Origin of the sequence: Aureispira anguillae, assembly GCF_026000115.1 — a bacterium.
GTDB classification, from domain to species: domain Bacteria; phylum Bacteroidota; class Bacteroidia; order Chitinophagales; family Saprospiraceae; genus Aureispira; species Aureispira anguillae.
The window spans coordinates 4,012,550-4,026,377 of sequence record NZ_AP026867.1; the positions used below are offsets into that span (position 1 = coordinate 4,012,550).

16 protein-coding genes are annotated in these 13,828 nt (G+C 36.5%); 7 read left to right on the forward strand and 9 right to left on the reverse strand.

Going from position 1 to position 13,828, the window contains the following annotated elements; genetic code table 11:
• Positions 1-127: 127 nt before the first annotated feature.
• The 3 genes from AsAng_RS15590 to AsAng_RS15600 all read left to right on the forward strand — a co-directional run bounded on the left by AsAng_RS15590 (position 128) and on the right by AsAng_RS15600 (position 3,381).
• Positions 128-1,402 carry an alpha/beta hydrolase family protein gene (locus AsAng_RS15590; protein ID WP_264788027.1) on the forward strand — a complete coding sequence of 425 codons (1,275 nt, stop codon included), beginning with the start codon at positions 128-130 and terminating at the stop codon, positions 1,400-1,402.
• Between the two features lie 109 nt (positions 1,403-1,511).
• A complete protein-coding gene (locus AsAng_RS15595) occupies positions 1,512-2,783 on the forward strand; it encodes a DEAD/DEAH box helicase (RefSeq protein WP_264788028.1) in 1,272 nt (423 codons plus the stop codon).
• Between the two features lie 49 nt (positions 2,784-2,832).
• A complete protein-coding gene (locus AsAng_RS15600) occupies positions 2,833-3,381 on the forward strand; it encodes a hypothetical protein (RefSeq protein WP_264788029.1) in 549 nt (182 codons plus the stop codon).
• Between the two features lie 28 nt (positions 3,382-3,409).
• Here the strand turns inward: AsAng_RS15600 and nth are convergent, their stop codons facing one another.
• The 3 genes from nth to AsAng_RS15615 all read right to left on the reverse strand — a co-directional run bounded on the left by nth (position 3,410) and on the right by AsAng_RS15615 (position 5,807).
• Positions 3,410-4,072: an endonuclease III gene (gene nth, locus AsAng_RS15605; protein WP_264788030.1), complete on the reverse strand. Its 663-nt coding sequence runs from the start codon at positions 4,070-4,072 to the stop codon at positions 3,410-3,412.
• Between the two features lie 6 nt (positions 4,073-4,078).
• Complete coding sequence (locus AsAng_RS15610; protein ID WP_264788031.1) at positions 4,079-4,825, reverse strand: 5'-nucleotidase C-terminal domain-containing protein; 747 nt, start codon at positions 4,823-4,825, stop codon at positions 4,079-4,081.
• Positions 4,826-5,219: 394 nt separating this feature from the next.
• On the reverse strand, positions 5,220-5,807 hold the full coding sequence (locus AsAng_RS15615) for a DUF7935 family protein (protein ID WP_264788032.1): 588 nt from the start codon (positions 5,805-5,807) through the stop codon (positions 5,220-5,222).
• A gap of 454 nt (positions 5,808-6,261) precedes the next feature.
• Here AsAng_RS15615 and AsAng_RS15620 point away from each other — a divergent pair, with 454 nt between their 5' ends.
• From AsAng_RS15620 to AsAng_RS15635, 4 genes are all read left to right on the forward strand, one after another.
• Entirely contained in the window at positions 6,262-6,603 is a 342-nt protein-coding gene (locus tag AsAng_RS15620) for a HesB/IscA family protein (RefSeq protein ID WP_264788033.1), read from the forward strand.
• 224 nt (positions 6,604-6,827) lie between these two features.
• Positions 6,828-7,022 carry a 50S ribosomal protein L35 gene (gene rpmI, locus AsAng_RS15625; RefSeq protein ID WP_264788034.1) on the forward strand — a complete coding sequence of 65 codons (195 nt, stop codon included), beginning with the start codon at positions 6,828-6,830 and terminating at the stop codon, positions 7,020-7,022.
• Between the two features lie 128 nt (positions 7,023-7,150).
• Positions 7,151-7,495 (forward strand): 50S ribosomal protein L20, encoded by a 345-nt coding sequence (gene rplT, locus AsAng_RS15630; protein WP_264788035.1) that lies wholly within the window; start codon positions 7,151-7,153, stop codon positions 7,493-7,495.
• A gap of 158 nt (positions 7,496-7,653) precedes the next feature.
• Positions 7,654-8,115 carry a GyrI-like domain-containing protein gene (locus tag AsAng_RS15635; protein ID WP_264788036.1) on the forward strand — a complete coding sequence of 154 codons (462 nt, stop codon included), beginning with the start codon at positions 7,654-7,656 and terminating at the stop codon, positions 8,113-8,115.
• Between the two features lie 91 nt (positions 8,116-8,206).
• On the opposite strand, the gene AsAng_RS15640 is transcribed toward AsAng_RS15635, so the two are convergent.
• The 6 genes from AsAng_RS15640 to nqrE form a co-directional block, all read right to left on the reverse strand.
• Positions 8,207-8,893: a hypothetical protein gene (locus AsAng_RS15640; RefSeq protein WP_264788037.1), complete on the reverse strand. Its 687-nt coding sequence runs from the start codon at positions 8,891-8,893 to the stop codon at positions 8,207-8,209.
• Positions 8,886-10,523: a hypothetical protein gene (locus tag AsAng_RS15645; protein ID WP_264788038.1), complete on the reverse strand. Its 1,638-nt coding sequence runs from the start codon at positions 10,521-10,523 to the stop codon at positions 8,886-8,888. The genes AsAng_RS15640 and AsAng_RS15645 overlap by 8 nt, the downstream gene beginning before the upstream one ends.
• Positions 10,524-10,681: 158 nt before the next feature.
• Positions 10,682-11,062 (reverse strand): hypothetical protein, encoded by a 381-nt coding sequence (locus AsAng_RS15650; protein ID WP_264788039.1) that lies wholly within the window; start codon positions 11,060-11,062, stop codon positions 10,682-10,684.
• Between the two features lie 2 nt (positions 11,063-11,064).
• A complete protein-coding gene (locus AsAng_RS15655; RefSeq protein WP_264788040.1) occupies positions 11,065-11,616 on the reverse strand; it encodes a TetR/AcrR family transcriptional regulator in 552 nt (183 codons plus the stop codon).
• Between the two features lie 172 nt (positions 11,617-11,788).
• Positions 11,789-13,111, reverse strand: coding sequence for an NADH:ubiquinone reductase (Na(+)-transporting) subunit F (nqrF, locus tag AsAng_RS15660; RefSeq protein WP_264788041.1), 1,323 nt, complete (start codon positions 13,109-13,111; stop codon positions 11,789-11,791).
• A 58-nt stretch (positions 13,112-13,169) separates the two neighbouring features.
• On the reverse strand, positions 13,170-13,778 hold the full coding sequence (gene nqrE, locus AsAng_RS15665) for an NADH:ubiquinone reductase (Na(+)-transporting) subunit E (protein WP_264788042.1): 609 nt from the start codon (positions 13,776-13,778) through the stop codon (positions 13,170-13,172).
• Between the last annotated feature and the right edge of the window lie 50 nt (positions 13,779-13,828).

Consider the following 13,828-nt stretch of genomic DNA (forward strand, 5'->3'; position numbering starts at 1 on the left):
TTGGTGTAATTTTGTGGTTCTAATTAAATTTTCACACCAGCTCCTGTTAGAATACAACAAAGATACGAATTTATAGTTGCAATTTTATAACTTCGTTTAGAACTTGTCTAATTCTAAAAACAACACCATGCGTCAAATTTTCCACCTTTGCATTTTTATAGGAATATGTGTTTTCTTTATAGCTTGTTCCTCTCCCTCTAAAGAGGTAAGTCAATCTCAACAATCTGCCTTAAAAAAATGGCTAGCCTTAGCCCCTAATGCCCGTCCAGATCTTTCTAAAGAAGCTTTTGCGACCAACGATTGTTCTTCTGAAGAAATAAAAACAGCACTTCAATTACTTTGTACAGCGCAACAACAACAAGATGCCTCAACATTGGAAAAAGGCTGGAAAGAGAAAGTCTTTCAATACAAAACCTATAAAATGCCTTTTAAAATAAAGACCTTTGGCAAAGCACCTAAAGACGGTCGAAGCCTCTTTATTTCTATGCATGGTGGAGGGGGTACTCTTCCTGAGGTCAATGACCAGCAATGGGAAAATCAGATTCGTTTGTATCAGCCTAAAGAGGGCGTTTACATCGCACCTAGAGCACCTACAAACAGTTGGAACCTTTGGCATCAAGCCCATATTGATCCATTGTTAGATCAACTCATCAAAGCAGCCGTTCTCTTTGCCAATGTTAACCCCAATAAGGTTTACTTGACTGGCTATTCCGCTGGTGGTGATGGCACCTTCCAATTGGCGCCTAGAATGGCCGATCGTTTTGCAGCAGCAGCAATGATGGCTGGACACCCTAATGAAACCACTCCTGATGGATTGCGAAATCTCCCATTTGCAATTTTTATGGGAGCATTAGATTCGGCTTATCACAGAAACCAATTGGCCAAAGACTGGAACCTGTTGTTGGATAGTTTGCAAAATTTAGATCCCCAAGGCTACAAACACCATGTACAAGTTGTTGAAGGCAAGGGGCATTGGATGGATCGTGTGGATACAAGTGGCATTAATTGGATGATGCAATTTACTAGAAATCCTATCCCTAAAAAAATTGTTTGGAAACAAGACGACTGTCATCAAGATCGCTTTTATTGGTTAAAGGTTCCTACAGATAAAATTGAAACGGGCAAACGCATTGTTGTAGAACGTCAGCAAAATACCATCCATATTTTAGAAAATTATAGCTCAGTGCTCAACATTGGGTTGAACGATCAGATGGTTAATTTAGACCAACCTATCATCATTCAATATCAAGGGAAAGTGCTTTTTGAAGCAAAAATTCCTAGAACAATTCTAAACCTTCACCAATCCCTTACGGATCGAATGGATCAGCATCTTGCTTTTTGTAGCCAAGTGTTTGTGCTCGATAATAACAAAGTAAGTTTGAAGATGCCTTCTGCTAAATAATTTATAGCTGTAACACAGACGCTTTGTTATTGTCTGGTGTTTTTTACCAAACTAATGTTTATAATTCATCATTTAAATACCATACCTTTGCGAAGCTAAAAAAAAGACAATGAAATTTTCAGAATATAACATTACCCCCGAACTAAAAAAGAATCTGGATAAATTAGGCTTCAAACGACCTACAGATATTCAATTTAAATCGATTCCTTATATCTTAAAAGGGGAAGATGTTTTGGCGATTGCCCAAACAGGAACAGGAAAAACAGCTGCCTATGGCATTCCTATTATTCACAAATTGCAAAAATGGAAGGCAAAAGCAAGGCGCAAAGATGGCATCAAATGTTTGGTGATGGTTCCTACTCATGAGTTGGCGATTCAGGTAACAGAAGTTTTGCAACAATTGGGAAAACATACGATGGTTCGTACGATTTGTATTTTTGGTGGTGTTGACCAAGATCCTCAAATTGCTCTTTTGGACAAAGGTGCTGATATATTGGTTACCACTCCTGGGCGTATGTTTGATTTACGCAGCCAAGGCTACTTAGATTTGCATCGGGTAGAAACTCTAATTCTTGACGAGGCCGATCACATGTTAGCAAAAGGCTTTATCAAGGATATAAAAGATGTTCTCCACTATTTGCCCAAACGTCGCCAAACCTTGTTTTTCTCTGCTACTATTGACAAAGATATTAAGCGGTTGGCCTATTCACTGATTCAAAGCAATGCTATTCGAATACAAATTGCGCCTAAAAACCCTGTCGCCAAGAATGTTTATCATAAGGTTGGTTTTATAGAAATGGACGATAAACGTTATTTCCTAGAACGTCTTTATCGTGAATACAAAAAAACTAAGATTTTGGTTTTTGTTCGAACAAAAGTTCGAGCAGAACGCCTTTTTAATGCCATGAAGCGAGTCAGCATTGATAGCATTACAATCCATGGTGACAAATCTCAAAAAGAACGCAACCATGCAATGGAGCAATTCAAATCAGGAGCGATACGACTTTTGATTGCTACCGATGTTAGTGCTAGAGGGGTAGATATTCCAAATGTTGATTATGTTGTCAATTACGACCTGCCAGAACAAGCCGAAAATTACGTGCATCGAGTTGGACGTACAGGGCGAGGCAATAACAAGGGGAACGCCATTTCATTTTGTAGCGAACAGGAAAAAGAATTATTAGCAGACATTGAGTTTTATATTGGAGGAAAAATCGAAGTGGTTAATATCAATAAATTAGACTATGCCGACACTCTGGATTTTAGTAAAGATACCAAAGGGCTCAATTGGAAAGCATTAATTGCTGAAGAATTAAAAAAAATAGAAGAAGAAGAAAAGTTATATGGTAAAAAGCCCAGCAAAAAGAAAAAGAAGCGTTAATTTTTAGGGCTTTAATTTAACCGTTCTTAGAATTAAAACAGGCTAAAAGATGAACAAATTAATCCAAAAATTAAGTGGCAAACAAATTCTTTTGCTCTTTATTATCACTAATCTTGTTTACGCTTTTATGCTGTTGGTTACCATCCCCAAAACACTAGCTTTTTCTGAAGGGATAAAGATACTAGACATGATGCCCATGGGCTATGATGCCGCCTATATTCATACCCTATTAGAGACACTTGGGGAAAAAGGGCGTTCTGTTTATCTATATCAACAAGTTCCTGTAGATTTGATTTATCCCTTTCTTTTTGGATTTTGTTATTCTGCCCTAATTATCTATTGGCTCAAACAACTAAATCTCTTTCAGTCTTCCTTTAGGTGGCTCTCTTACCTCCCTATGCTGGCTGGCGCATTTGATTATTGTGAAAATGTTGGGATTATCACGCTACTCAGCAGCTATCCCGATTTATCCATGACAGTAATGTCAATAACGAATATAGCTACCATTGTCAAAAGTATTACTACCGTTATTTCTTTCTTTGCCTTAATTTTACTTTTAATATTGCTTGGGATAAAAAAGGTAAAATCTAATGCATAAGTTGAAACGCACACATTCCTCCCCCTTGCTATTTTTTGGCTTGCAACTTGTCGTATTCTCGAAATAGCTCTTTGCGACCAAAATCTTTGCAGATGGGACAATCGTTTGGGTTGTGTCCTCGAGCAGGACAATATTCTCGTCCAAAATAAATAATTTGCAAGTGCAATTTATTCCAACTCTCTTTAGGAAACAAACGTTTTAGATCCTTCTCCGTTTGTACGACATTTTTGCCATTGGTCAATTTCCAACGGTAGGCCAGACGATGAATGTGTGTATCCACAGGAAAAGCGGGCACGCCAAAGGCTTGGGACATCACAACAGAAGCCGTCTTATGCCCTACTCCTGGCAATTCCTCCAATGCTTCCATATTTTGGGGTACCTCTCCATTATAACGGTCTATCAAAATCTTAGAAAGCTCAGAAATGGCTTTGGATTTGCGAGGAGACAGACCACAAGGGCGGATAATTGCCCTAATTTCGTCTACTGGGACTTTTGCCATTTCATAGGCATCCCCTGCCAAGTCAAAAAGCGCAGGCGTAACCGTATTTACCCTCGCATCGGTACATTGAGCAGATAACAAAACCGCTACCAATAAGGTATAAGGGTCTTTGTGTTCTAAAGGGATTGGTGTCTCAGGATACAATGCCTCTAAACGTTGATGTATTTCCTTAACAATTTCTGCCTTTTTCATAAGAGCTTATTTTAATATAAATATTCGCTTTTCTAAATTAGCATCCAGTTTTCGTCCTGCTTTGGTTTCCTCTTCTACAAATTCTATAATTGCATTTCTAAACAAAACTCCTGTAGCAATTTGCTTTTTGTCTTTTAAAAAGGAACATTTATCCCCTCCGTTAGCAATATAATCATTGGTTGCCAAACTATAAACACGATCTTTTTCTACTTTTCGCCCATTTATACGCACATCAATGGCTTTGTTTCGATGTGCTGTCATCTTAACTTGTCGGCTAATGGGCCAGCCTTCATTTGTTGCAATATGGTTAAACAAGGCAATGAGCTCACTTCCCTTCATTTCTACAACAACCAATAAATTATCAAAGGGCATTAACTCAAACAGTTTGCCTTTTGTTATAGAACCTGCTGGCAAAGAAGGAATTCTCAAACCGCCATAATTGAGTACCGCAAAATCAATTTTACGCTTTAGATAATCTTCACACTTTTTATGCACCAAATCTGCGGCCCAATTCCCCAAAGTAGATTCAGGCTTTGCTTTGGTCAACATTTTCGCAGTCTCTCCAATAACGGCATTCATATCCTCCTCCAACTCCTTTTTATAAGGAGCAATCATCGCTGTTATCGCAGGATCCTTCCCCTCTAATTCTTTTACTTCTTGATAATGATGATCTGATTTCACCAAATGAGTTTGCGGCTGACAAGCCCCAAATAACAAAATACAACAGAGGGATAAAAAGGTAGATTTAAACATACAGAATCAATTGGATTGAAATAATATTAGGTACCAACTAAAAAGTAGGTCCTCTTCAAACGAACAAAAGCGCATAATACTAAAAAAAAGCAGAAGCACTTCTTTCTTATTATCAAAAATAAATTATTTCTGCTAAAAAAATAAAATGCCCACTATCTAAAATAATACTCCATTGATTAGCTATGTTGCTAGGCATTCCAGTTGGTACATAGTACCAAGCTACTCGTGCACTACGTTTATGTGGTAGCTGTGCTGTTGGCAGCCTTGTTGGTTATATTCATGATCGTGAGTCAGCAAGCTGGGTTTATGTGATTTCCAACAGAGTAATGCTAAAAACAAAAGCTACTTAACCTTGGGGCTAAGTAGCTTCTTATGCGATGTGACAGCTTGCCAATTAAGCAAACAAAACACCAACTTCTTTTTTGATTGCACTCAACGCTTGAATGTATCCAATTTGAGGTGTTGTTTTTAAATAAGCCACCAAAGCATCCAAAAAGTCTTTAGATGAGGGTTCTCCCTCTATTCCTTGGTCAGCATATTGCTGTTGTAAATCTATATGTAGTTTCTGACAGATTTGAGTCACTTCTTTTTTGGCTAACAAAATAATGTTCCAAAGATCATCTGTCATATAAACTTGTTGCGTAATATTGTGGTGAAATTCTTCTTCTACCTGTAGAATCAATGCTGTTTTGTACATTTCTGCTGTCATATCAGGCGTAGCATTGGTATTGGTCACCAACTGTCCAATTTCCATTCTTGAGCAAAATAGCGTCATTCGCTCATAAGCCTGAAGTCGAATAGGAAGTAATGCCTTATTGGTTGTTTTGAGTAAATCTGTTCTTCTATTCTCTGAATCACGCACCAACATTCCACGCACTACATCCGCTTCTTTATTCAGAAAAGCACGTAATACTAACCAAGCGGTTAAAAAAACAAACAATGAGGGTAATAGTAATTTTAATATTTCTAATATAGCTTCCATAAAGTTTCTTAAAGTATTTGCAAGAACAACCAATCTCTGTTATTTTATTAGTCATTCCTAAATATGAGCGGTGCAAAGATAATAGCTTGTTCCTTATTTTCATGAAATCGCTATTGATTTTTTTTGCTCCCATAAATAGTTTGATTTAAACCTTCTTTAAAAATTATCTTTTTCTATAAAATTTGATTCATAAATTTCCTTTTTGAGCTTTCTTTTATTTTAAAATGCAATGAACTAAATTTAGTTACACTATGTTTAGTATATAATTTGTATCTTTGTATAAAGTAAGCAACTAAGCAAAACTAAATTATGGATAAGTTTAATACATAACCCATTCTGCTTACTTACTTTTGATTTATAGTAGTCCGTCTTTTTTACCCTTCAGATTATGGTAAATTTTTAACGGGCTATTGATTCTGCAAACAAGCACATTATTGATAAAATAGTACTAATTATGACTGATTTGGATGCTCCAGTAAAATTGACAGAGGGCGCTATAACACAATTAAAAAAGATTATGGCAGACCAAAATGTTACCGATCAACACGGTCTTAGAGTTGGTGTCAAAGGTGGTGGCTGTTCTGGTTTTACCTATATTTTGGGTTTTGATGAAAAGAAAGAAAATGACGATGAATTTGTCGCTGGTGGGCTTCGTGTGATTATGAATAAAGCACATGCCATTTACTTAGTAGGTATTGAAATTGACTTCTTGGATGGGCTACAAAATAGAGGCTTTACCTTTAATAATCCCAATGCAAAAGAAAGCTGTGGTTGTGGCACTTCATTTTCTGCCTAACAGAACCACTCTTAGAATGATATAGGCAAAAAACCATCTTTTTTGCCTCAAAATAGTTATTGTCTCGTTGTTGGGCTTGTGTTCAGCAACACAAAACGAATAGTAAAAGTAATGCTTAAGTCAAACTTTTTGCTATTCGTTTTATTTTTCCCATCAAAATAACTATATTTGCAGCACTTTTTAATAAACCATTAGGGTTTACCCTAAATAAAGAATTCGTTATTATGCCAAAAATGAAATCACATTCTGGTACTAAGAAACGTTTCAAACTCACAGGTTCTGGCAAGATTAAGCGTCGTAGAGCTGGTTTGCGTCACATTTTGACTAAAAAGTCGAAAAAACGTAAATTGTTGGCTGGTCATGATGCTATTGTCCACAAAAGTGATGAGAAGCGTATCAAGCACTTACTAGGTAAGTAATTGTACTAGAAGAGTGGGAGTTGATACTCCACCGTGAAAGATTGAGAACAGCGGACAAGTGTGGGCGTCTTCTTTGCCTAGCACCCCTGATTTCTCACATTAGTTTATTTTTTTAAAATTTAATTAGTATGCCACGTTCAGTTAATTCTGTTGCATCAAGAAAAAGAAGAAAGAAGATATTAAAACAAGCGAAAGGTTACTTTGGTGCTAGATCAAAAGTCTACACAGTAGCCAAAAATGCTGTTGAAAGAGGTTTACAATACGCTTACCGCGACCGTAAACAAAAGAAACGCAATTTCCGTAGCTTGTGGATCACTCGTATCAATGCTGGTGCTCGTGAATATGGACTTTCTTATTCTCAGTTCATGCACAAGTTAAGCCAAAAAGGTATTGAGTTGAATCGTAAGGTTCTAGCTGATTTAGCGATGAATGAGCCTGAAGCTTTCAAAGCAATTATCGATGCAGTAAAATAAGCGTAATAACCTTATTATAAAAAGCGTTAAGTCCAGTTGGGTTTAACGCTTTTTTTTATTCTTTTTTTTTGCGCTCCCCTACTGACATAGGGCTGTCACTGGCTCCACTATCTTTGCTAAACAACCTTTATTTATAAAACTATAAAACTATAAATTTTATGCAAAGTACAACCGTTGAGCCGTTCAAAATTATTGGCATCTCTGTTAGAACGACCAATCAAAACAATCAGGCAGCCCAAGATATACCTGCCCTTTGGGAGCAATTGATGACCCAAAATATCGTCGCTAAAATCCCCAATAAAATCAACGACGCAATCTATTCTATTTATACCAATTATGAGGGCGATCATACCCTGCCTTATGATACCATTTTGGGTTGCCAAGTAAGCACACTAGATCATATTCCTGAAGGAATGATTGGGCAATCCTTTGAAGGGGGCAACAGCGTAAAATTTACGGCAAAAGGCAATCTTGACGAAGGGATTGTTTACCAAACTTGGTTGGAGATTTGGGAGACGAACATCAATCGAAAATTTACCGCAGATTTTGAAGTTTATGATGCTAAAGCCCAAAATAGAACGGATGCTGTTGTCGATATTTTTGTTGCTGTAAAAGAGTAATCCTTTAATAAAAAAGATTTCTAAAAACGCTTATTCAGCTTTCTTAGAAATCTTTTTATCTTTTTTGATTATAACAATGAAGAATGCAAGCTTAGTTTTTATCTTTCTCTAAAAACACTTTCAATTTTTCAATTTCTGTATCTCGAGCAGCATGTGTCTCATGGTAAACTGCTTCAATATTCTTTATTCTACAAATATAATAGGCTGCAAAATCTTTTACTCGGAATTGATAGCCATTTCCTACTGTAGCTTCTTTGCTCCCATGATACTTATGTATAGTTTCATTGTCTAATAACTTAACCAACTCTGGAATCGCTTCTTCTCCAAGCATCACCAACATAATTCCAATAGGTCCTTCGTCCCTATGTTCATAAAGAAATCCCCAAGAATTTGCCATTCCTGTGGTATTGTTTACCAAAGCATTCGTATAAATAGCTGCAACACGGTCTATTTTCACCTCTTCATCTCGCAAAAAAGTGAATTCATTTTTCATCAAGACTTCGCAAGCCAAAAGACGTGCTTTCGTTGGTGCTTTTTCATCTATTACAATCGCTTTTAGAGGAGCAACCCCACCTGCTTCTGCCCAGACATCCTTAATAATTTGATCTTGAATGGCATAATTAAAAAAATCACCATATTCGTCTTCTACCAGTTTTTTAATTATGGTATCACTTTTAGAATGTGTCATATCTGTGTTTAAGTCATTATTTTTTGAGGTAGTTTGATGTGCTTGACAACTACAAAATGAAAATAGCAGTATAAAAATTAAACTATTCATCTTTTACTTTTGATTTAGATACCCATCCTTCTTTAGTAATTTTTTCCCCATCTACGATTTCGATCTGAACCATTCCTCTCTCTTCATCCTCATCAATTTTTTTCATACGAGTATCACTTTTTAATTTTATAAGCAGTTTTCGTCTATCATGATCTTTATATAAAAAGACATCATCCTCTGTTGGGACTAATACTTTTATCATCGGTAAATCAACTGTATCTTTTCCATCTCCTTTGTCTTCTAGTTCTTCAATCTTCATAATACCAGTCTTTCCAATAAGAGTAGCATCTTTTGAGGAAGTTTTTACTTCAAAGGAAATATAACTTTGGGTAGCTGATCCTAGTGTTTCCTTTTGTATAACTTCATCTCCCTTTTGCAATTCAAATTGTTTGACTAAAGTCATAGAAACTGCATCTGTATTATCATTTTTAACAACTAAAGTACCTCTAGCTTTTCCATTGTTCCATTTCTCTGCCGCTTCCATAAAGTTTTTAGAAGGCACCCCCATAGAAACAAGATCAAAATCAATTTTGCTAAGATTTCCAGAACCATCTCTTTCCCAGCCCCACTTTACAGAACCATAATACTCTCCTTTATCCTTTCCTTCTAAAGCTAAGGCTGATGTTTCAAATTCTTTCATAGAGTTTGCTCCTCCACTAATACTTGGTTTATCCTTTATGTTAGCAGGAGTCCAACCTTTTACAGGGTCTTTTGTTGCGTGTGTTCCATCAGGGGTAGAATAAGATTCCAATTTATCATCATCTTTTGCTGGAACTACCCCTCCTGTTGCATAAAGTGGATTTAAATTATCTGATAATTGATCTACATAAGAACCATTTTTTGTTGCTTTTGTACTAGAATTAGGGTCAATAAAATTAGTTTTACCATTTTTTTGATCTTTAATTACTTGTACCAAGCCAACCTTTGTAGCGTCAGCATTTCCTGTAGGCTCAAAAGTAAGGTCAAGATCTAACTGCCCATCACTATTAATAAACTTATATTTAGCATCATCCACCGAAAAAGTCCCATAATGCGACTTTTTCTCTATTTTAGCCCGTTGAACAACACCTTGTTGTCCTTTCTTCTGAACCAAGTCCTTCTTTTTATTTTGTTGGATGCTATTAGCAGCTTTTTTTCCCTCCTGTATGGCCTCTTTTTCTAAAGAAGGGTTATCATTAATTGGCGTTCCATTGACGTTCTGTGTAGCTCCTACACGGCCTTGCATTTGTTGCACCATGTGCCAAGCTTCTTCTGGAAGATATTTTTCTTGCCCAGGAGCTATGTAGATATTAGGGAATTTTGCATAGGCATAGGCTCCTAATTTTGCAGGTTTAGAAGAATTGTAATGTACTTTGACATGATCCAGTGCCATTCCTGACATATTTTCTAAGTTAGTCTTCAACTCATCGGGTAATCCTGTTGAATTTTCTTCAGACTGCTGTATCTTATTTTGCCATTGTTGCATTTTCAAAGACTCTTCACTATTATCTGCCATATTTTGTAGTCTTCTTGCCTCTTGAGCTTCTCGGCTGTTGTCTACAAAATCTGTGGTTTGATTGGATGCTTCTGAGTTTTGATTAGAAATAGCCAAACTGGTTCTATCTTCTGATTGGGAATCCTTGCCTTTCATAACTTAATTAGGGAATTGGTTTGAAATATATGTAAGATACTATATTTCAACAAAACAACCAATAAATATTATATTATTTATAATATTTAAACTAAGCTCTTATAATAAAAAAACAAAAAACATAAGGTACTGTTATCAAATTGGAGCCGTATCATTTTTCAATGCTCCCTGACTCCCAGCAAACAAAAAATTCCAATAGGAATCAATAAAACCCATTGAGGAGCAAAAACCCAATGCAATAAACTAACTCCTATAAATGCCAATCCTGATAAAAGATATATCCATCCCCAATTATTAATGGCAGTAATTTGAGCTGGATTAGAACGGCCAATACCGTTTTTGATCAATACATAAGTACTTAGAAATAAAATCACCGTTACGGTATGCCAAACGCCCAATAATTCAGTTTTGACCTGAGCTTCTAAGCCACTTTTTAACAAAGGATCAATCAGTGTCAACTGCCCTCCCATCAAATGTATCATTGCCGTAAAAAGATTGAGTAAGCCTCCAATAATCCAGTAGGTATTTTTATGCTTCATAACTAAAATTTTAACAATAAATCTAATTCTTGTTTTACCTCTTCTATATAGTCTTTGCCCTGCTCTTTGTAACGAATCATTTCGTGATAACCAATTAGGTATTTGTAAAAACAAACAGCCTTTCTGTGCGCTTCTTTCTTTGGGCTCCCTAAGTTGTGGAATAGAGTTGCGGTAAATTGAATTCTATCTGCATCAATTTGGTCGATCAAATGCTGAAGCGTTGAATTGGACTGTGCATATCGTTTTAGATAAAAGACAAAATCGAGATTGGGGTCTTTTTTGAAGGTAATTTCCAATAAACAATCCAGTTGCTCTTGGGCGGTTGCTGCTTTTTTAACCTGCTCCATTATCCGTTGTGTGTCCCTATCTATCCAAAACTTCACTAGGCAATTCATAAAATCTTTCTTGGTCTTAAAGTGCCAATAAAAACTAGACTTATTACATTTTAAGACCTTTGACATTGCTTCCACTACAATTCCTCTTTCTCCCGATTGAGTAAACAGTTGGTATCCTAGCTCAATCCAATCCTCCTTTTGTGCAACTACTTTGGGCATATTTTATCGTTTAATTGTTTTATTATTTTTATAAACGCTATCGTCTAAACAAAAATAACACTTCCTTTTATTAAACGCAAGCGTTTAGATAAAAGAAAACAAAAAAAAGCGCCATTTCGGATGACCGAAATAACGCTTAATTCTATTAGCAACATTGTTGTTTTAGCAAGTTTTACTCACCAAAATCATCAAATGCAATATTTTCTTTAGGAACACCCAATTGATCTAAACAAGTAAAGATAGATTGAGCCATCATTGGAGGACCACAGAAATAATATTCAATCTCTTCTGGTTCTGGATGATGATCTAAATAATGTCTTTTCAACTCAGGCATAACAAAACCAAAGAAACAGTTTCCATCTTTATCATGAATATCCTTCTTCTCAACCCAGTTAGGATCTTTAGGATCTCTATCGATTGTAATGTGGAAGGTAAAGTTATCAAACTCTGCTTCAATCTGTCTAAAGTCGTCAATATAGAACAACTCACGAGGTGCACGTCCACCATACCAATAACACACTTTTCTATCTCTAGTTTTTAAGGTGTGGAACAAGTGGAATAAGTGAGAACGCAATGGAGCCATACCAGCACCACCACCAATATAAACCATTTCTTTTTTGGTAGGTTTGATATGGAATTCACCATAAGGACCAGAAATAGTTACTTTGTCGCCAGGTTTACAACCAAACACATAAGAAGAACAAATACCAGGATTCACATCCATGTACTCCTTGAACTGACGCTTACCATCTACCATATGAAATACTGGTGGTGGTGGCGCAACACGGATGTTCAACATAATGATTTGCTGTTCCTCAGCTTCTTTAGGGTGGTTAGCCATAGAATAAGCACGGAAGATAGGCTCTTCGTTCACCATTTTGAACTGACGCATATCTAGTGTATTCCACTCTGCCTCGAACTCATCTTTAGCCTTGCCCATTCTTGGGTGAGAATCAATGTTCATATCCTTGTAATCTACTGTAATAGCAGGTACATCAATTTGGATATACCCCCCAGCATCAAAAGATACAGGTTCTGGAACTCTTACCACAAATTCTTTGATAAAGGTAGCAACGTTGTAGTTAGAAACCACTTCGCATTCCCATTTTTTGATACCAAAAACCTCAGCAGGAACCACTACGTCCATATCAGCACGCACCTTTACTTGGCAAGCCAAACGCCAGTGTTCTGAAGCCTCCTTACGAGTTAAATGGTTCATTTCTGTTGCTAATGGCTCACCACCACCAGCAGTAATTTGACATTTACACATGGCACAAGTTCCACCACCACCACAAGCAGATGGCAAGAAGATACTATCAGCCGATAAGGCAGTCAACAAATTAGCACCAGGCTTAGTACTAATTTTCTTTTCCCCATCATTAATAGAGAGCGTTACATCCCCTTGAGGTAACAGCTTCTTTCTAGCAGCTAATAATCCTGAAGATAGAATCAAAATTAAAACTGAAAAAACAATTATAGATACTACTATTGTCATAAGTATGATATTTATTTATTGGCAGTATTGTTACTACGCAATAAGGCAGAAGTCATAATTAATTAAAATCGCTAGGGTTTAATCCAGCCAAACTCATAAAGGCAATGCCCATTAATCCTGTGATGATAAATGCAATTCCCAAACCTCTCAAAGCAGGAGGTACATCTGCAGTACGCAATTTCTCACGAATAGATGCAATTGCTACAATAGCTAGGAACCATCCAACACCAGAACCCAATCCAAAAGATACAGACTCTCCAAAACCATATTCTCTAGAGACCATAAACAAAGACCCCCCAAGGATGGCACAGTTTACCGTAATTAGAGGAAGGAAAATCCCCAATGAATTGTAGAGTGCTGGAGAAACTTTCTCAATGATCATTTCTACTAATTGTACCATAGATGCAATTACAGCAATGAACAAGATTAGACGCAAAAAGGTTAAGTTAACTCCTGGTATGATCGCTCCATCAGACAACAGGTAAGTATTAATTGCCCAGTTGATTGGCATCGTAATGCCCAATACAAAGATGACAGCCAATCCTAAACCCACAGCAGTTTTTACAGTTTTTGATACAGCAAGATAAGAACACATTCCTAAGAAATATGCTAAAATCATGTTATCAATAAAGGCAGCTTTGATAAAGATATTTAATGTATCGCCCATTTTATCGTTAGATTTATAATAATTTACAAGAAAAATTGGTTGAAAGCTAG

Coding starts and splice junctions, on each gene's coding strand:
- AsAng_RS15655 (WP_264788040.1), bottom strand. CDS start 11,616: ATGCCCAAAGTAGTTGCACAAAAGGAGGATTGGATTGAGCTAGGATAC.
- nqrF (WP_264788041.1), bottom strand. CDS start 13,111: ATGACAATAGTAGTATCTATAATTGTTTTTTCAGTTTTAATTTTGATT.
- nqrE (WP_264788042.1), bottom strand. CDS start 13,778: ATGGGCGATACATTAAATATCTTTATCAAAGCTGCCTTTATTGATAAC.
- AsAng_RS15620 (WP_264788033.1), top strand. CDS start 6,262: ATGACTGATTTGGATGCTCCAGTAAAATTGACAGAGGGCGCTATAACA.
- AsAng_RS15595 (WP_264788028.1), top strand. CDS start 1,512: ATGAAATTTTCAGAATATAACATTACCCCCGAACTAAAAAAGAATCTG.
- AsAng_RS15600 (WP_264788029.1), top strand. CDS start 2,833: ATGAACAAATTAATCCAAAAATTAAGTGGCAAACAAATTCTTTTGCTC.
- AsAng_RS15640 (WP_264788037.1), bottom strand. CDS start 8,893: ATGAATAGTTTAATTTTTATACTGCTATTTTCATTTTGTAGTTGTCAA.
- AsAng_RS15610 (WP_264788031.1), bottom strand. CDS start 4,825: ATGTTTAAATCTACCTTTTTATCCCTCTGTTGTATTTTGTTATTTGGG.
- AsAng_RS15590 (WP_264788027.1), top strand. CDS start 128: ATGCGTCAAATTTTCCACCTTTGCATTTTTATAGGAATATGTGTTTTC.
- rplT (WP_264788035.1), top strand. CDS start 7,151: ATGCCACGTTCAGTTAATTCTGTTGCATCAAGAAAAAGAAGAAAGAAG.
- rpmI (WP_264788034.1), top strand. CDS start 6,828: ATGCCAAAAATGAAATCACATTCTGGTACTAAGAAACGTTTCAAACTC.
- nth (WP_264788030.1), bottom strand. CDS start 4,072: ATGAAAAAGGCAGAAATTGTTAAGGAAATACATCAACGTTTAGAGGCA.
- AsAng_RS15615 (WP_264788032.1), bottom strand. CDS start 5,807: ATGGAAGCTATATTAGAAATATTAAAATTACTATTACCCTCATTGTTT.
- AsAng_RS15635 (WP_264788036.1), top strand. CDS start 7,654: ATGCAAAGTACAACCGTTGAGCCGTTCAAAATTATTGGCATCTCTGTT.
- AsAng_RS15650 (WP_264788039.1), bottom strand. CDS start 11,062: ATGAAGCATAAAAATACCTACTGGATTATTGGAGGCTTACTCAATCTT.
- AsAng_RS15645 (WP_264788038.1), bottom strand. CDS start 10,523: ATGAAAGGCAAGGATTCCCAATCAGAAGATAGAACCAGTTTGGCTATT.